The sequence below is a fragment of the Mucilaginibacter sp. 22184 genome (genome assembly GCF_052045695.1).
GTDB lineage: Bacteria > Bacteroidota > Bacteroidia > Sphingobacteriales > Sphingobacteriaceae > Mucilaginibacter.
Genome location: NZ_JBQEPI010000012.1, coordinates 12281 through 29131, shown reverse-complemented (window position 1 = coordinate 29131; position 16851 = coordinate 12281). Strand labels below are relative to the sequence as shown.

Here is a 16851-nt window from a genome sequence, read left to right as displayed (position 1 = left end):
TGATACAAATGTATGATTTAAATTATTTAAATAGTAGATAAATCCGCCCTAATTTTGTCTTATCAAAATTTAAGATAAGAACATGAAAAAAATATTTGTAATAAACGGAGGACAAAAATTTGGTCATTCCGGCGGTCAATTCAACAAAACCATAAGCGATGCCACTGTTGAATTTTTCAGCAACCAGCTAGGTTATGAGGTAAAATATACCGATGTTAATGATAATTACGATCCGGCCGAAGAAGTTGAAAAATACGTTTGGGCCGATGTGGTGATCTACCATATTCCTATCTGGTGGTTCCAGGTGCCGCATGCACTAAAACAATATATCGATGTGGTGTTTACCGAAGGTCATGCCAAAGGCATTTACCACAGTGATGGCCGTTCATCAGCCAATCCGGCCATCAATTACGGCACAGGCGGTATGCTGCACGGCAGGCAGTACATGTTAACTTCATCATGGAACGCCCCGCGCGAGGCTTTTACTCTGCCCAATGAATTTTTTAACGAAACCAGCGTGGATGACGGTGTACTCTTCGGTTTTCATCGCATGAATGCCTTCACCGGGATGACGCCTATAAAAAGCCTGCATTTTCACGATGTTGAAAAAAATGCCAATATTGAGCGCGACCTGCCTATGTATATCGATCACCTGACCGAAAATTTCATCACCAATTCAAAAACAGAACAACATGAGCATTTACTTAACTGCGCTAATTAAAAGCAAACCCGGCCAGGCCGAAGCGCTAAAAAAGCATTTACTGGAACTGGTAAGCCATTCTACCCAGGAAGCCGCCTGCCTGCAGTATGATCTGCACCAGGCCGATGATGAGAACACTTTCATCTTCCACGAAGAATGGGCCGATGCAGCCGGACTGGATCTGCACAATACACAGCCGCACATCCAGCAATTTATTAACAACACTGCCCATTTGCGCAATGGCGATATCATTATTTACAAAACACAGCCGGTAAAATAATAACCGGCAACACAAAAAATGGAATACAGAAAATTAGGAAATACAGAACTGCAGTTATCGACCATTACTTACGGCGCGTTTGCCATTGGCGGTAATATGTGGGGTGGTAATGAGAAACAAGAATCGATAAAAGCCGTACAGGCATCAATCGACCATGGCGTTACCACTATTGATACCGCGCCGTTTTACGGCTTTGGTTTAAGCGAAGAACTGATAGGTAAAGCAGTGGCCGGGTACGATCGCAGCAAGATACAATTGCTCACCAAATTTGGCCTGGTATGGGACCAAAGCAGCCATGGAAAAGGCGAGTTCTTTTTTGATGCCGCCGATGATCATGGCAACAAACTGCCTATATATAAATACGCGGCAAAGGATAGCATTATCCGCGAGGTAGAAGCCAGCCTGAAACGCCTGGGTACCGAATACATCGATCTGTTGCAAATTCACTGGCCCGATGACACTACCCCAATTGCCGAAACTATGGAAACGCTGGAATTGCTGATCAAACAAGGTAAGATCAGGGCGGCTGGCGTAAGCAATTACAGCCTGCAGCAAATGCAAACCGCGCAGCAAAGCATCCAGCTGGCATCAAACCAGTTACCGTACAGCATGCTTAACCGCGCTATTGAACAGGATGTGGTACCTTACGCTATACAAAATCATATCGGCATTATCGCTTACAGTCCGCTGGAACGTGGCCTGCTCACCGGTAAATATAAACCCGATTTTAAACTGAGTGATAGCGACCACCGCAATGGCTATTTTAACCAGTTTTCGATTGGTAAAGTAAACCTGTTTTTAGAAGCCATTCGTCCACTGGCAAATGAAAAAGGCGCGAGCTTGTCGCAACTCGTATTGCGCTGGACAACGTTACAGCCCGGTATCACCGTGGTACTGGCAGGCGCCCGCAACGCCACCCAAGCCATTGACAATGCCAAAGCCGTTGACTTTACGCTTTCGGCGGAGGAGTTGGCTTTTGTTAATAGGACATTTGAGGGGATTTTTGGTTAATAAATCAACACCCTATTCTAATCCATACGTCATTGCGAGCGTAGCGTGGCAATCCCCGACTTACAGGTCCGCTCTGTATATCGGGGATTGCCACGTCGTTCCTCCTCGCAATGACGCGTGGACGGAAAATCCCCTCTTTCCGCTGCAGGCAAAGAGAGGGTCGTCCAGCGAAGCGCAGACGGGGTGAGTCGATTATACGAATGACTCATTCGAGAGGACATTTTTTAGAAATTAAGGGCTAGAATTTCTCAACTTCCCCAGAGCAGTTTTCTTAAACTCTTCCACCTCATCAACGGCATGTTCATTGGCCCAGGTTTCCAGCGCGGATAGCGCGGGCCCCAAGGCTTTGCCTTTTTCTGAGATACGGTAGCATACCTCTGGCGGGAAGCTGTGTTTCTCTTCGCGGATGATAAGGCCATCTGCCTCCATTTGTTTCAGATGATCAAGCAGTACCTTTTTAGCCACCTTAGGAATAATGCGCCAGAGCTCGGTAAAACGCATTTCGGCGTTGTGGAACAGGTGGTACAGGATAATAGGCTTCCATTTACCCGAAAGTATGTTTAAGGTAACATTAAGTCCGCAATGTCTGAACTGGTTGTAATTCATGGTAACCAAATGGTGAACTGGTTACTAAAATGTAACCTTCTTGGGCTTGCCTCACGATAGCCCGATCTTTGACCCCATCAAATTTAAATGCTTTAACATGAACTTGCAATTACTGCGCCATGCAACCCAGATATTATCTGCCAATGGCAAAACTATCCTTATTGATCCTATGCTGGGCCCCAAAGGCAGCTATGATCCCATCCCCAATACAGCAAATACGTTAAGAAATCCGCTGGTGGATCTTCCTATTAGCAACGATGAACTGGAACAATTAATTGCCTGTACAGATGCTGTGCTGGTTACCCATGTACAACACCTTGACCACTGGGACGCTGCTGCCCGTGAACTGCTGCCCAAAAACATCACCCTGTTTTGCCAGCCTGCTGACACGGAAACGATATGCGAAGCTGGTTTTACCAATGTTACCCCTGTTAATGAGGAACTGGTTTGGGAGGGTATCCGGATCAATCGCACTGGCGGCCATCACGGAACAGGTGAAATAGGTGAACGCATGGGTACGGTTTCGGGCTATATAATTAACTATAGTGGCGACAGCATTTATATTGCCGGTGATACCGTATGGTGCTCCGAAGTACAAGAGGCCTTAGACAAATATCAGCCTGCCCATATAGTATTGAATGGCGGTGCGGGCAGGTTTTTAACCGGCGATCCTATTGTAATGGATATTAACGATATCATAACCGTTTGTAATCACGCGCCTAAAGCCCATGTTTATGTAGTACACCTTGAAACAGCCAATCATTGCGGCGAGAGCCGTGCCGATGTGAAGAGCGCTTTAGCAGCGCATAATATTAGCGGGCACTGCCATGTGCCTAATGATGGGGAGTTATTTATTTCGGATAACGTCTGACTATATTACTGGTTGAGAACTACCGAATGGGAACCATCGGGATTAACAATAACCGAGGTTGCCCCATTATTGATAATGGTAGAATGTGAACCATCGGAGTTGACCAGTGTTGATACATTACCCCCACTATTGATCAATACCGAGTGCGAGCCGTCGGGATTAACGATAGTTGAGGTGGCTCCGTTGTTGATAATAGTGGAATGTGAACCATCTGAATTGACCAGTGTTGATACATTGCCGCCGCCATTGATTAAAACACTATGAGAACCATCGGCATTAACTATGGTTGATGTACCGCCGTTATCGAACTGAGCTACCGGCGCATAGTTGGTACCAGTAGCTGCCGATAAATTTCCTTGCCTTACAGTTTTTGTCTGCAAAATTATTCCATTGTTTGCATGAGTGTCAATCCTATGCGTTTTTTTAAGCGTATAGGATTTGACATAAGTATGGGGCTGGGTTCTTTTTTGGGCTATGGCATAGCCGGTTACCATCAATAACAGCAGGAGCAGGATTATCTTTTTCATATCCGTTTAAGTTTAGGTAAGCCAACAATTGGTGAACAGGTTTATGTATGACCTTGGGAACACTGCCAGGTTTAATCTATAAACCTAAAATAAAAAAAATTTCACCGGGGCATAGGGGTTTTGGTACGCACTGTTGTCTGCTGCGTAATAAAAGTTTAAAACAGTACTTTTAAACCCAGGCTTTGCAAACAGAAAACACCCATAAAACACCTTATTTACTGCAGCTGGATGCAGCTGAGCAGGATTTTGACAGGATCTATCTTGATCATTATGCGGCCCTGCACCATTATGCCCTCACACTGGTTAATGATAGCACCGTAGCCGACGAAATGGTACAGGATGTATTCTTAAAGATTCTGGAAAAGCGCGACCCTGTCACCATCCATACTTCATTAAAGGCCTACCTGTACCGCTCGGTGCATAACGAGTGTATGAATTATTTTAAACATCATAAGGTAAAACAGAAATATCAAACACACACATTTTACAAAATGGAACAAGAAACAGAGCACCCGCTTGATAAACTGCAATACCGGGAGTTTGAAAAGCGCCTGTACCGGTCAATCAATTCCTTACCCGAGCAATGCCGCACGGTTTTCCAGATGAGCCGGTTTGAAGAGCTTAAATATTCGGAGATAGCCGCTCGGCTGGGTATTTCTATCAAAACGGTAGATAACCAGATGGGCAAGGCGCTTAAGCGACTCAGGCTACAACTGGCAGATTACCTGCCACTGCTATTATGGATATTAATGAATTTGGTACGATGAAGAAACCTTTACATATAAACGATGATCTCCTGATCAGTTATCTGCTTAAAGAGGTTTCAGAGGAGCAGGCAAAGCAGGTGGAAGAATGGCGCGCCCTCGCTATGGCCAATGAGCGCCGTTTTGAGCAGTTTAAACTTATCTGGGACAGCAGCAAAAACTTTACAGCCGACCCGGATATTGATGCCCATGCTTCCCTGCAAAAAGTAAAACAAAGGGCGGCGGAGCAAAAAACACAGGCAATAATTATACCCGTGCACGGGTACTTTTGGCTCAAAATAGCCGCAGCTATATTATTTATAGCAGGCGGCAGCTGGTTATTCATGACCACATTTATGAACCCACAGGTACATTTCGAAACCCAAGATATCGTTAAAACAGATACGCTGTCTGACGGTTCCATGATCACACTGAACAAGTATGCTTTGCTAAGTTATCCTAAAAAATTCCAGGGAGAGCAGCGTAACGTTGCCCTGGTTAAGGGCGAAGCCTTTTTTAGCATAGCTCCCAACAAAGCCAAACCTTTCATTATTTCAACAGGTGGTGCTACCATAAGAGTGGTGGGTACATCATTCAACGTAAAAAACCGCAATGGTTTGATAGAAGTAATTGTAGAGACTGGCATAGTGCAGGTTACAAATAACTTTAGTCATGTTATGATAGTGCTTAAACCCCACGAAATGGCATTGGTAAATCCACAAACAGGTAAGATCAGCAAGCTAAAAACACCCGACAAATTATACACTTATTACCGCAGGCATGAGTTTGTGGCTAAAGGTGTACCGCTTTATCGTTTGGTACAGGTACTGAACGAAGCTTACAATTGTCATATCGTCATCGGCAGAAAGCAATTGGCTAACCAACAAATAACGGCCACTTTTAATACCGATATTAGCCTGGATTATGTTTTAGAATTACTTACCAAAACACTACAGGTAACTATTGAAAAAAAACAGGACCAGATTATCCTTAAATAAACCGGCTTCGGCTAATGATAATAACGTATACGTCGCTACCTAAATTCGTCAAATTAATACTGCCGGTTATTTTACTGATAACCGGCAGTATGTTTGCGCAGGCGCAAAGTTTGTTGGTAAAAAGGATATCAGCCAGTTTTGATCACGCTCGTATAGCCGATGTATTACAGGAGGTAGGCAAAAAAGGTGGCTTTTACTTTGCATACAATGATAAACTGCTCCCCAAAGACAGCCTGGTAACCTTTACTGTAACCAACCAAACGGTGGCCGGCATCCTTATCTTGCTGTTTCACAACAGGTATGAAATCACAGAACTCAAATATCATATCGTTATCGCTCCACCCCGACCAAATCTCTCGTTCAACAATACCGATATTACCAACGAAAACAATAGCTATTCCATCAGCGGCCTGGTGGTCGATGAACGGAGCGGCGCCCGCCTGGCCAATGTAAGTGTATACGCCAAGCAACAACTAGCCTCAACCCTTACCGATGAACATGGCTATTTTCAGCTCCGGTTTAGGGCCGATAACCCCGGGCAGATCAGCCTGACAGCGAGTAAACTGGATTATAAAGATACTTCCATCAATTTCCTACAAAGTGTATCTGTAAGCAGCAGGCAACAACCATCCGACCATGATCGGGCCGCCAATAACAGCCGTAACGTAGAAAGAACCGGAGCAGCCCGCTTTTTCATCTCGGCCAAACAGCGGATCCAGAGCCTCAACATACCCGATTTTTTTGCCAAACGTCCCTTCCAGGTATCACTTACACCCGGTTTGAGCTCACATGGTTTGTTTAGTCCACAGGTGGTTAACAAATTTTCCCTTAACCTGGTGGGCGGTTATACTGCCGGGGTTAACGGACTGGAATTTGGAGGGTTGTTCAACATCAACCGAATGAACTCCAGGTATCTGCAGCTGGCCGGTGTTTTTAACCTGGTAGGCGGTACGGTTACCGGTTTACAAGCCGCAGGCGTACATAACCGTGCGCTCGATACCGTTAAAGGCGTACAGTTTGCCGGTTTTATCAACAAAGCCGAAAGCCAGGTATCGGGCCTGCAGATAGCAGCCCTTGATAATGAAGCCCACAAACTTAAAGGGATACAGATAGGCCTGGTTAACCGTGTCGATACTTCTTACGGGGCCAGCATTGGACTGGTTAACGTTATCGGCAATGGTTTCTACAGAGTTACTTTATCAGCCAATGATTTAACCAACACCAATATATCCCTTAAAACAGGTACGCATAATTTTTATACTGACGTGTTGATAGGTGTTAACTTGGCTCCTGCTAGTAAACTATATATGGGTGGCTTTGGCTTAGGTCATGATTTTATGCTGAACAATAAAGTATACGTTTCTACAGAAGCCGCCTTTCATTTTGTTAATGACAATGGCACCTGGGATAGCCATTTACTACAGGGTAAACTATTATTCAATGTGCAGCTTTCAAAAAACATCAGCCTGGTTGCCGGACCAACTTTTAACCGTTACATCAATAGTATCGCTTTTCATGTGTCCGGATATAAAAACATCAATCATCTTCCCAAAGCCGAAGATGTTGTTGGCATCCCTCCAGATCACACAAGTAAAAACTGGGTTGGCTGGGAGGTTGGTATCGCGTTTAATTCGGTTTTTAAACGTTCCCTTAAGGAGGTAGATAATTCCGATGCCTGGTATCTGGGAGGTGGCGCTACCGCCGGCATAGGCTGGGACCCGCAAAAAGCGGTATATGGCACCGAATTGTTTACCATGCGCGATCTTGGCGAGCATATTGCCGGTACTTTTACGGTGGGTTATACTTCTTTTGGCCAGGAAAGCTACCTTGGCCCGCAACCTATCAGGCTCATCCCTGTTAAAGCTGGCGTGAGGCTAAAAACCGGCAGTTCGTTTTTTATAGGCGGCGAGGTGGGCGAAGCATTCGGCCTGTTTAACCAAACCGCTTATAGTGGCATCTATCCTTATGAGGCGGCCACTAAACCCTACCGGTCGCTCATGTATGCTGTATCTGCAGGGTTCAGTTTCCGGAGGGGATTGGAGACCAGCTTTACATTTGAAGATTATGGCCTGCAATCTAATTACAAACAATTTGCCCTGCGCCTGGGGTATCGCCTTAAACTAAGTAAATAAAAATATTCAGCCATCAGCGTAGGGGTAAATACCATAGTTGTTGTCACAATCTCAAACAACAATATGGAAAGAGTGCGCGAAACAATTATTGCTTTACTGATGATCTTTTTACTGATAGGCACACTGATCATCATCTACAGTTTATTGATATGGCAGGAATTACCAAAAGTATTAACCCTGGTTTTGCTTTTTTCACTGGTATTGCTTAAAAGCAATATCAACCGACTGCGCCACGATCAAAAACCACAAGAGCTAACTTATACCGATACCCGAACCCTTAAATTCTTTTTATTGAGCCTCCTGAGCGTTTTTTGCATAGTGATATTTATATCATACCTGCTTAAAAGCCAGCAACAGGCGGCCGAACTGGCCTTTGGTACAAGCCTGCTGACTATAAAAAAAGCCCTTGATTTTTTACCGGCCGACTAACCTTTCTGCACACACACAAATTATAATTATATCACATGAAGATTAAATTTTGCTTATCATCACTTTTTTTGCTATTGATGTTATGCGGCCCCATAGCAAGGGCGCAAACAGACAACAGCTGGCGTTTAAGCTTTGGCATCGATGCTGGTTTAGCGCCTACAGATGCATTTAAATACACGCTCGGCGGCGATATCAGACTGGAGAAAGATATTGATAAACATTTTGCCGCGACGCTTACCACCGGCTTTACCCATTTTTTTGAAAAGGACCATTTTGATGGCTTCCCGCAGTACGGCAGCCCCTACAACGTGATCCCGGTTAAAGCAGGTGTTAAGTATTTTGTAACAAATAACTTTTATCTGGGCGGCGAAGCCGGGGCCGGCCTCGCTTTTGAACAATGGGGTACTTCATTCCTCTGGTCACCCTCTGTTGGCCTGGCTTTTAAAAATGGTATAGACCTAAGCGTAAAATATGAAGATTATACCAAAGACAAATCCACCAAAAGCATCGGGCTCAGATTGGGCTATGGCTTTGGCACCCGCAAACTTGCCCCACACAAAAAAACAAACAGCCTGGAGGGTTGGGACTTAGGCTTAGCCCTTAATCCGGGTTTAGTGGCCGGTTCATCTGAATTTGTTATGGGTACCGAGGTTAGCTTAAACAGGCACCTGATAGATAACCTCGAAGCTACAGCCTCGGTTGGTTACATGCATTTTTTTAAAACCTACCCCTACGGTTACTACAGCAGCTTTACAGCACCTGGCACTTATAATTTCACATTGGACCCGGCAATAAAGAATGTGGTACCGATTAAAGCGGGGTTGCGTTTATTTTTAGGCGATCAGTTTTACATTGGTGGTGAAGCTGGTGTGGGTATTACATCCCGTGTAACCTCTTTTGTATACACTCCCTCATTAGGTTTGCGATTTAAAAACGGATTGGATATTGGCACCAGATATGACCATTACAGCAGTGACCGGATACCCAATACCCTTACACTTAAATTAGGATACCATTTTAAGCTGAACTAAACACCATCATTATGAAACACAAATTCGGTTATTTTTTAAGCGCATTATTAATTGCAGGAGCTTTCTTTGCTTCACACAGTTACGCCCAAACAACAGAAAAAGGTAAATGGCGCTGGAGCCTTGGCGCTGAGGCCGGTTTACCCACCGGTACCATTAAAAAGTACAGCAACTTTGAACTGGGCGGCACATTACGTGCTCAATATGGTTTGAGCAATTCATTGGCACTCACCTTTACATCAGGTTACTATAACTTCTCTGCAAAAAACAGGAGATCCCCGGCTTTGGTTTTACCCAACCCGATGATATGGGTATTATTCCGGTTAAAGTCGGCATTAAGTCATTTATGAGTTCAGGCTTTTACTGGGCCGCTGAAGCCGGTGCCGGTTTTGAAACTCCTGGTGGCCCTGTTAAACTAATCCTGTCACCAAGCATCGGTTTCGCATCCAAATCATGGGATACAGGCATCGGGTATGAGCATTTCATCCAGCAGGGTTTTAATTTTGGTACCGCGACGATCCGTGTGGCATACGGCCTTTAGAATTATTTATCCTAAACCTTACTTAAAAGCCCTTTCCAACAGAGAGGGCTTTGTTGTTTATCATCTAAACCTTTTCATCAGGTCGGGTGTCATTAAAGGGAGTTTGATCTTGTAACGATATCCCCCGTCAAAAGTGTCCTCCTCCCGTAAAAACTCGTGTCCTTTTTTGCTTATCCAATAGGTTTCGGTATAGTGCTTACCCTGGTATTCGCTTTCGGTAAAAAGCTTCCAGCAATCAACCTTGTCGTTATTTAAGGTACTTAATATTTCACTCCCTGTTACTTTGTAAGTTACATATTCGGGTGGTGCTAAACCTGCATCATAAAAATTGATAACAAAAGTTTTGCCCGCGGCCAAAGGGAGCATTTCAAAGGTTTCGATATCCAGGTTCCAGTTAAAATTGGGGCGCTTAAAAGCCAGTGAAAAGTTTTTGGCCGTATTATCTTTTACACTATCAGCTCCGGTAATTTTATCAGGCGCCCAGTTATAGGCTTTTGTCTTATTGTTAATGGTTTCCGCGTGGTAAATCGGTGCGAAATCGGCAGTTCTGTTAACCGAATATACGGACCGGTAAGCTAACGTATCGCTGCCAAACCAATGTTGGTTTATGGTGAACACCTTTTCGCCATTGCGGTTTTCGCTAGCCGTATTACGCATCCAATACCAGAAGCGCAGGCTCTTTTTGTTGTTCAGCATTTGAAAATACACCAGGTATTGCCGGTTACCTGGTTTCAGTACCTGTGTCAGGAGTCTTTTGTCGGCTACCCGTATGGTATCTGCTTGTGCCCATACCGGTTTTAAATTGCCCATTAAAGCCCATAACAGCGCCAAAGTGGTAATTATAAATTTAAAGACGGAGCAATCAGTTCTCATGATTCAATTGTTAAGGAAAAAGTTTATTACTATGTAATGATCAAAGCTGTTGTTTATAAACTAGCGACAAAAATCATTTCAACTGCCCTTGGCCTATTTTTAACCAAGCATGGCATACTTTCAACCAAACCGCTACTGATCAATCTATTGAGCATCGCTCCAGGTTAGTTGAATAAAGCCGCATAACCGTTGAAAAAAAAGCAGAACACCAAAAAACCTTTGTAATTTTAGGCATGATGCAAGTGTTTAAGGGTAAGGCTACTATTACCCAGCTCCAGTGGTTGGTCTGGATCTCTGTTTATATTATACTCTTCCTGTCTTTCTCGTCTATGGATGGTTTTAAAGAAGGGGCGTTTTATACCAACATATATATTGTTTATTATGTGATCATTATATACGGAAACATCCGTTTTTTATACCCCCGTTTCTATGAAACCCGCAGGTATGTTTTGTATGGCCTACTGGCGCTGGTATTATTGGTGCTTACCGGGGTAGGGCGCGGCTATGTAAGCACCCTTGTTTATAATACTTACTTTGCCAAGGCCGGACAAGCCGAACCGCTGACACTGCCAGCTTTATTAAAATTTGTTTTGAGCGGAGGATTGATATTCGCGCTTAGTTTTATATTCCGTATTGCCATCGCGTACTTTAAATTAAAGCAGCAAACCGAAGAGATTCTGGTGCAAAAAAGCCAGGCCGAACTTAACCTGCTCAAATCGCAGGTACAACCTCATTTTTTGTTCAATACGTTGAACAATATTTATTACGAAGCTTACCGGGAAGCCCCCCGCACGGCGGCCCTGATAGAGCGTCTATCGGACATTATGCGGTATTTTTTAGATGAAAGCCCACTGGATGAGGTTTCTATCAATACCGAGGTTAAATTTTTGGAGAATTATCTGGAGCTGGAAAAGATACGCATCCGCCATGAGGTGCAGCTTACTTTTGTGAAGCAGTTTAATCCCGATCTCCGCATCCCGCCTATGTTGCTGATGACTTTTGTAGAGAACATTTTTAAACATGGTATTGATAAATCGAGCCTTGATAATTGCATCAAAATTTCGCTGGTTCAGGAGGATAATTACCTGATGTTTGAAACCGTAAACCGGATATATGACAAACCGAAGCAAAATGGCAGCAATGGTTTTGGTATAACTAATTTGCGTAAAAGACTTACCTTGCTTTACCAAAACAATTTTGAGTTGGATACGCATAAGAACGAACAATCATTTACCGCTTTTTTAAAGATTCCTTTAGCGTGAATTTAAGTTGTATTATTATTGATGATGAACCCAACGCGGTAAAACTGCTGGAAATGCTGATTGGGCAAACTACGCAGTGGCAGCTTTTAACCAAATGCTATAATGGCCTGGAGGCGCTTGCCTTTTTAAAGGAGAACAAACACAAGGTTGATTTTATATTTTTAGATATTAACATGCCCCATTTGAGCGGGATGGAGCTTGCCGGTTTATTACCATCCGACACCAAAATTGTTTTCACTACAGCCTACTCCGAATTTGCCGCCGAAAGCTACACGTTTAAAACAATTGATTATCTGCTGAAACCCATTACACTGAAACGTTTTTTGGCTGCCCAGCAAAAAATAGAAGCCAGTTTCGGCAAAGCTCCCGTGGCTGCGCCACTGCCTGCACAAACCGACCAGGAGTATTTTTTTGTAAAATCGGGCAAAGTGCTGCGCAAAATCCTATTGGAGCATATCCTGTATTTTGAAGGCGAAAAGGAATACGTTAGGGTGGTTACCCATACCGATCAACTGTTGATCTATCGTCGGTTAAAAGATATCGAAGAGCAGCTTACCGTTCCGTTTGTTCGGGTACATAACTCCTACATCGTTAATACCAAACAACTTAACAAGATCCAGGACAACCATATCTACATTGGCGATAAGCATATCCCCGTAAGCGAAAAGTTTAAAGATGGCTTTATGGCGGTTATTAATCAAAGGATATTTTGAGATGAGGAATTTGTTCTCCAGCACGTCATTGCGAGCGTGGCAATCCCCGATTAACAGGACGGCTTCGCAGATTTACTCTGTATAGTTAGGGATTGCCACGCTGCGCTCGCAATAACGTGATGGTAATTCTTCTTTACTCAGAACTCACTACTTACTACTCACCCCTTACGATACCGTGATCTCTCCTCTTAAATCAAGCTCCATATAATATTTCACCTGTGCCGGGTCATCAAACATGCCCAGCAGGTACATCATTTTGGTTACGGCCGATTCAAAGGTCATGTCATAGCCATTGGCCACACCAATATCTTTCAATGCACGGCTGGTTTCGTAACGCCCCAGTTCAACTGTGCCCACCTTACACTGAGAAATATCAACAATCACTTTGCCGCTATCAATAGCGCCTTTGAGCAGGCTGATGAACCATTCATCCGTAGTCGTATTCCCGGCGCCGAATGTTTCCATCACAATACCGCGTACTTCAGAATTCAAAATGGTTTCAACCACCTTAGTGCCGATGCCCGGGTATAATTTTAACACGGCAACATCGCTTACCAGGTTGTTGTGGATAATGAGCTCGGTACCCTCCTGCGGGTGCCTGATATCGTTGGCGCTAAAACGCAGGTGAACTCCAGACTCGGCCAGTATAGGGTAATTAGGCGAACGGAATGCCTCGAATTTGGAAGAATTATATTTAAATGCCCGGTTACCGCGGAACAATTTATAATCAAAGTAGATACAAACTTCGGGTACGCGCGCACGGTCGCCTTTTTTTGATTTGGCAATTTCAATCGCTGTCATCAGATTTTCCTTAGCATCAGTACGTATAGCACTTATAGGTAATTGCGAACCGGTAAATATGATGGGTTTGCCCAGGTTTTCGAGCATAAAGCTTAAGGCCGATGCGGTATAAGCCATGGTATCAGAGCCATGTAATATCACAAAGCCATCGTTATCATGATAGTTTGACTGGATAAGTCCGGCCAGCTCGCTCCAGATAGCTGGGTTCATGTTTGATGAATCAATGATCTCATCAAAAGAGTGAACTTTAATGCGGCAATTTAATTTTTCCAGCTCCGGAACATTGTCCATGATCTGTTCAAAATTAATAGGTTTAAGTACTTTGGTCACAGGATCGGTCATCATTCCAATTGTCCCTCCGGTATAGATGATCAGTATCTGGCTCATGAAATATGTGTATGCTGTATAAAATTCAATAAATAAATGTTGTTAAATACCAAACAGCTTTTTCGAATTTTCGGTGGTTATTTCGGCCACCGTATCTATAGCTATTTGGTGCAGCTCCGCCACTTTTTGTGCAATGTAGATCAGGTATGAACTTTCATTAGGCTTGCCGCGGAACGGAACGGGCGTAAGGTACGGAGAATCTGTTTCTAAAACTACATGTTGAAGGTCAATTTCGGCCACAACTTTATCTAAACCCGAATTTTTATAAGTAACCACTCCGCCTATACCCAGGTAAAAGCCCAGGGCCGTTACTTTTTGAGCCTGCTCCAGCGTACCGGTAAAGCAGTGGAACACCCCGCGCAAATCCTCGTCCTGCTCCTGCTGCAGTACTTCATATACTTCATTAAAGGCATCACGGCAGTGAATAACAATAGGCAGTTTAAGGCTTTTTGCCCAATTGATCTGCTGGCGAAAGGCTTCTATCTGATCATTCAGCGTAGTTTTATCCCAATACAGATCAATACCGATTTCGCCGATGGCAAAAATTTTATGCTGTTGATGGGCATCGCGGATATCCTGAAGTTCCTGCTGCCAGTTTTCTTTTACCGAGCAGGGGTGCAGGCCCAGCATGGGGAAACATTGATCGGGATACGCTTTTACCAGGTCAAACACCATCGCCACGGATTCCCTATCGACATTGGGTAGAAACAAGCGGCTGATGTTGTTATCGATACAACGCTCCATGAGTGCCGCGCGCTTATCGGCAATGGTTTCGTAATATAAATGGGTATGCGTGTCTGTTAATACCATAGTGCAAATATAGTAAACAGGAGAATGGTGAGAAGTGAGTGGTGAATTTTCAGGATTTATCTAACTTACCTGCTATTTTTCCCAACTCACTACTCACCATTCACAACTCACTAATTTGTCTTTTTAGTGAGCGGTTTTTTGTAAACGCGTTTTTTGGCAGGGCTAACTACACCAGTTTTAGCCGGGGCATGTTTACCTGGTTTAACCCGTACCAGTTCCACATCAAATATCAATGTAGTGTATGGGGGTATATCCTGACCTGCACCTCTATCACCATAAGCCAGGCTCGATGGGATGATCAGTTTTGCTTTTGAACCCTCGTTGAGTAAAAGCAGAGCCTCGTCCCAACCAGGTATTACCTGCTGCTGGCCAAGCACTACACTTATTGGCTCATATTTGCGTCCCGGCTGATCCAAACCGGCACTTTTAGCCTCGGCCTCGATGCTGGAGTCAAATACTTTGCCATTCAATATACGGCCGGTGTAATTTACCATAACTGTATCGCCAGATAAGGGTTTACGCTTTACAGAGGGTTTGGTAATCACATATCTTAAGCCAGAGCCAGTTGGAATGGCATTTATCTTATTAGCAGCTAAATAGTTGTTGGCATCGGTTAGTTCTTTATCTTTTCGTTTCTGTCCTTCGGCATTCCGCTCCACAATAGCTTCATTCAATGATTGTATTTTCTCAATCTTAAGCACAAAGGTTAAATAACTGCCTTTCGGAAAAAACGGCGGGCGGGCCTCTTCATGTCCTTTAAAAACAGAATCGGTAGGTACTTTAACCAGGGCGCTGTCTTTAGCGGCCAGCAACGGAAAAATATCCATCAGGTCGCCTACGTTTTGTGAAGCCTGTATCTGGGCCTGTACCGGCTTGCCCGATTTATAAGTGCTGTATAATACCGAATCCTTATCTGTAGTTTGAACAAAGTTAAAAGTGATTACATCATTTAGCTTTGCCTTTGGACCGGCATTGTTGGTAAATATTTTATACAGCGCGCCATTGGCTGTTTTCTTCAGATCGGTTGTTTGCTGAGCACTCGCGCTTATGGTAAATAAGGCCAGTAAAGGCAGCAGGATATAAATAGTACGTTTCATAAGCAACAAAAAAAAGCCTTTTTGCCCGCGGGCAAAAAGGCCATATTCAATTTCTTTAAATTATTTAGCTGGTGGCGGAGTTAACTGCGGTACAACTGGTTTTGGTGCATTTGGATTTGGTTTAACTACGTTAACCATCTCTATTTCAAACACCAGCGGAGAGTACGGGCCAATTGGGCCGACTCCCTGATCTTTATAAGCCAAATCAGATGGAACGATGAATATCGCCTTAGCACCTTTGTTTAACAATTGCAAGCCTTCGTCCCAACCTGGTATTACTTTGGCCTGGCCAACCGGAATACGGATAGGTGCAAACTGACGCATAGGGTCAACAGGTATTTTTGCTTTGGTAGCCTCTTCTTTAATACTGGTATCAAATACTTTACCGGTAGTTAATTTGCCGGTATAGTTTACTACAGCGGTATCACCAACTGCTGGTTTATCACCAGTACCCGGAGTAGTGATCACGTATTGCAAGCCTGATGCAGTTTTGCTCACGGTAAGGTGATGATCGGCAATATATTTTTTAATCTTGGCTGGTTCCTGATTTTTCACGGCCTCGCTCAAAGATTTAATATAATCTCTTACACGGCCTTCAAAAACCTGTTGATTAAGATTGCCTTTGGCTATTACTTTTTCAATTTTCACTACAAACACCAGGTATTTGCTTTTAAAATTCTGAGGGCGCGGCTGACCTTTTTTAAATATGGAATCGGCTGCTATTTTAAATGTTGCACTATCTCCTTCACCTAACATCCTTACGCCTGCAATAAGCAAGTCGCCTTTTGCCTGTTCTTTGGTAGGCATAGGGGTTTTTATTGTTTGGCCGTTTTCATAAGTGCTGTTCAGTATAGAGTCGCCGTCGGTTTTCTGTACCATGTTAAGACTTATAAAGTCTCCATCTTTAATTTTGGCACCACCCTTAGAAGTGTGAATATTATAAAGCAAGCCACCATCGCCCTGCTTAAATCCACCGTTGCAACTCGCTAAACCTATAGCCGCAAGAGACAATAACATCAATTTTCTTTTCATGTTTAGTTTT

20 protein-coding genes are annotated in these 16851 nt (G+C 43.8%); 13 read left to right on the top strand and 7 right to left on the bottom strand.

Going from position 1 to position 16851, the window contains the following annotated elements; all coding sequences use genetic code 11:
- Positions 1–82: 82 nt before the first annotated feature.
- Genes ACTJKG_RS23980 through ACTJKG_RS23970 form a run of 3 tightly spaced genes read left to right on the top strand, consistent with a single transcriptional unit; the run spans position 83 to position 1991 of the window.
- Positions 83–721 carry an NAD(P)H-dependent oxidoreductase gene (locus ACTJKG_RS23980; RefSeq protein ID WP_440740599.1) on the top strand — a complete coding sequence of 213 codons (639 nt, stop codon included), beginning with the start codon at positions 83–85 and terminating at the stop codon, positions 719–721.
- A complete protein-coding gene (locus tag ACTJKG_RS23975; protein ID WP_172337816.1) occupies positions 693–980 on the top strand; it encodes a putative quinol monooxygenase in 288 nt (95 codons plus the stop codon). Before ACTJKG_RS23980 ends, ACTJKG_RS23975 begins: the two co-directional genes overlap by 29 nt.
- Before the next feature lie 18 nt (positions 981–998).
- Positions 999–1991, top strand: a complete 993-nt coding sequence (locus tag ACTJKG_RS23970; RefSeq protein WP_440740598.1) for an aldo/keto reductase — start codon at positions 999–1001, stop codon at positions 1989–1991.
- Between the two features lie 231 nt (positions 1992–2222).
- On the opposite strand, the gene ACTJKG_RS23965 is transcribed toward ACTJKG_RS23970, so the two are convergent.
- Complete coding sequence (locus ACTJKG_RS23965; RefSeq protein ID WP_440740597.1) at positions 2223–2597, bottom strand: winged helix-turn-helix transcriptional regulator; 375 nt, start codon at positions 2595–2597, stop codon at positions 2223–2225.
- Positions 2598–2694: 97 nt separating this feature from the next.
- Here ACTJKG_RS23965 and ACTJKG_RS23960 point away from each other — a divergent pair, with 97 nt between their 5' ends.
- Positions 2695–3468: an MBL fold metallo-hydrolase gene (locus ACTJKG_RS23960; protein ID WP_440740596.1), complete on the top strand. Its 774-nt coding sequence runs from the start codon at positions 2695–2697 to the stop codon at positions 3466–3468.
- A 5-nt stretch (positions 3469–3473) separates the two neighbouring features.
- Here the strand turns inward: ACTJKG_RS23960 and ACTJKG_RS23955 are convergent, their stop codons facing one another.
- Positions 3474–3995 carry a hypothetical protein gene (locus ACTJKG_RS23955; RefSeq protein WP_172337820.1) on the bottom strand — a complete coding sequence of 174 codons (522 nt, stop codon included), beginning with the start codon at positions 3993–3995 and terminating at the stop codon, positions 3474–3476.
- A 182-nt stretch (positions 3996–4177) separates the two neighbouring features.
- Between ACTJKG_RS23955 and ACTJKG_RS23950 the strand changes: the two genes are divergently transcribed.
- From ACTJKG_RS23950 to ACTJKG_RS23920, 7 genes are all read left to right on the top strand, one after another.
- On the top strand, positions 4178–4762 hold the full coding sequence (locus tag ACTJKG_RS23950; protein ID WP_172337821.1) for an RNA polymerase sigma-70 factor: 585 nt from the start codon (positions 4178–4180) through the stop codon (positions 4760–4762).
- A complete protein-coding gene (locus tag ACTJKG_RS23945) occupies positions 4759–5736 on the top strand; it encodes a FecR family protein (RefSeq protein WP_440740595.1) in 978 nt (325 codons plus the stop codon). The genes ACTJKG_RS23950 and ACTJKG_RS23945 overlap by 4 nt, the downstream gene beginning before the upstream one ends.
- Before the next feature lie 14 nt (positions 5737–5750).
- On the top strand, positions 5751–7868 hold the full coding sequence (locus tag ACTJKG_RS23940; protein ID WP_440740594.1) for a carboxypeptidase-like regulatory domain-containing protein: 2118 nt from the start codon (positions 5751–5753) through the stop codon (positions 7866–7868).
- A gap of 63 nt (positions 7869–7931) precedes the next feature.
- Positions 7932–8297: a hypothetical protein gene (locus ACTJKG_RS23935; protein WP_172337824.1), complete on the top strand. Its 366-nt coding sequence runs from the start codon at positions 7932–7934 to the stop codon at positions 8295–8297.
- 35 nt (positions 8298–8332) lie between these two features.
- Positions 8333–9328 carry a hypothetical protein gene (locus ACTJKG_RS23930; protein ID WP_440740593.1) on the top strand — a complete coding sequence of 332 codons (996 nt, stop codon included), beginning with the start codon at positions 8333–8335 and terminating at the stop codon, positions 9326–9328.
- Positions 9329–9339: 11 nt separating this feature from the next.
- Positions 9340–9675 carry a hypothetical protein gene (locus ACTJKG_RS23925; RefSeq protein WP_440740592.1) on the top strand — a complete coding sequence of 112 codons (336 nt, stop codon included), beginning with the start codon at positions 9340–9342 and terminating at the stop codon, positions 9673–9675.
- The gene (locus ACTJKG_RS23920; RefSeq protein ID WP_440740591.1) at positions 9672–9866 is read left to right on the top strand and encodes a hypothetical protein; all 195 of its coding nucleotides are present in this window, start codon (positions 9672–9674) and stop codon (positions 9864–9866) included. The genes ACTJKG_RS23925 and ACTJKG_RS23920 overlap by 4 nt, the downstream gene beginning before the upstream one ends.
- Before the next feature lie 60 nt (positions 9867–9926).
- On the opposite strand, the gene ACTJKG_RS23915 is transcribed toward ACTJKG_RS23920, so the two are convergent.
- Positions 9927–10739, bottom strand: a complete 813-nt coding sequence (locus tag ACTJKG_RS23915; RefSeq protein ID WP_440740590.1) for a DUF3108 domain-containing protein — start codon at positions 10737–10739, stop codon at positions 9927–9929.
- A 233-nt stretch (positions 10740–10972) separates the two neighbouring features.
- Between ACTJKG_RS23915 and ACTJKG_RS23910 the strand changes: the two genes are divergently transcribed.
- Complete coding sequence (locus tag ACTJKG_RS23910; protein ID WP_172337828.1) at positions 10973–12001, top strand: sensor histidine kinase; 1029 nt, start codon at positions 10973–10975, stop codon at positions 11999–12001.
- The gene (locus ACTJKG_RS23905; protein ID WP_172337829.1) at positions 11998–12714 is read left to right on the top strand and encodes a LytR/AlgR family response regulator transcription factor; all 717 of its coding nucleotides are present in this window, start codon (positions 11998–12000) and stop codon (positions 12712–12714) included. The genes ACTJKG_RS23910 and ACTJKG_RS23905 overlap by 4 nt, the downstream gene beginning before the upstream one ends.
- 165 nt (positions 12715–12879) lie before the next feature.
- Here ACTJKG_RS23905 and ACTJKG_RS23900 read toward each other — a convergent pair whose 3' ends face one another.
- The 4 genes from ACTJKG_RS23900 to ACTJKG_RS23885 all read right to left on the bottom strand — a co-directional run bounded on the left by ACTJKG_RS23900 (position 12880) and on the right by ACTJKG_RS23885 (position 16841).
- Entirely contained in the window at positions 12880–13902 is a 1023-nt protein-coding gene (locus tag ACTJKG_RS23900) for an asparaginase (RefSeq protein WP_172337830.1), read from the bottom strand.
- Between the two features lie 42 nt (positions 13903–13944).
- A complete protein-coding gene (locus ACTJKG_RS23895; RefSeq protein ID WP_172337831.1) occupies positions 13945–14712 on the bottom strand; it encodes a TatD family hydrolase in 768 nt (255 codons plus the stop codon).
- Positions 14713–14822: 110 nt separating this feature from the next.
- On the bottom strand, positions 14823–15809 hold the full coding sequence (locus ACTJKG_RS23890) for an FKBP-type peptidyl-prolyl cis-trans isomerase (RefSeq protein WP_172337832.1): 987 nt from the start codon (positions 15807–15809) through the stop codon (positions 14823–14825).
- A 60-nt stretch (positions 15810–15869) separates the two neighbouring features.
- Complete coding sequence (locus ACTJKG_RS23885) at positions 15870–16841, bottom strand: FKBP-type peptidyl-prolyl cis-trans isomerase (protein WP_440740589.1); 972 nt, start codon at positions 16839–16841, stop codon at positions 15870–15872.
- Positions 16842–16851 lie beyond the last annotated feature (10 nt).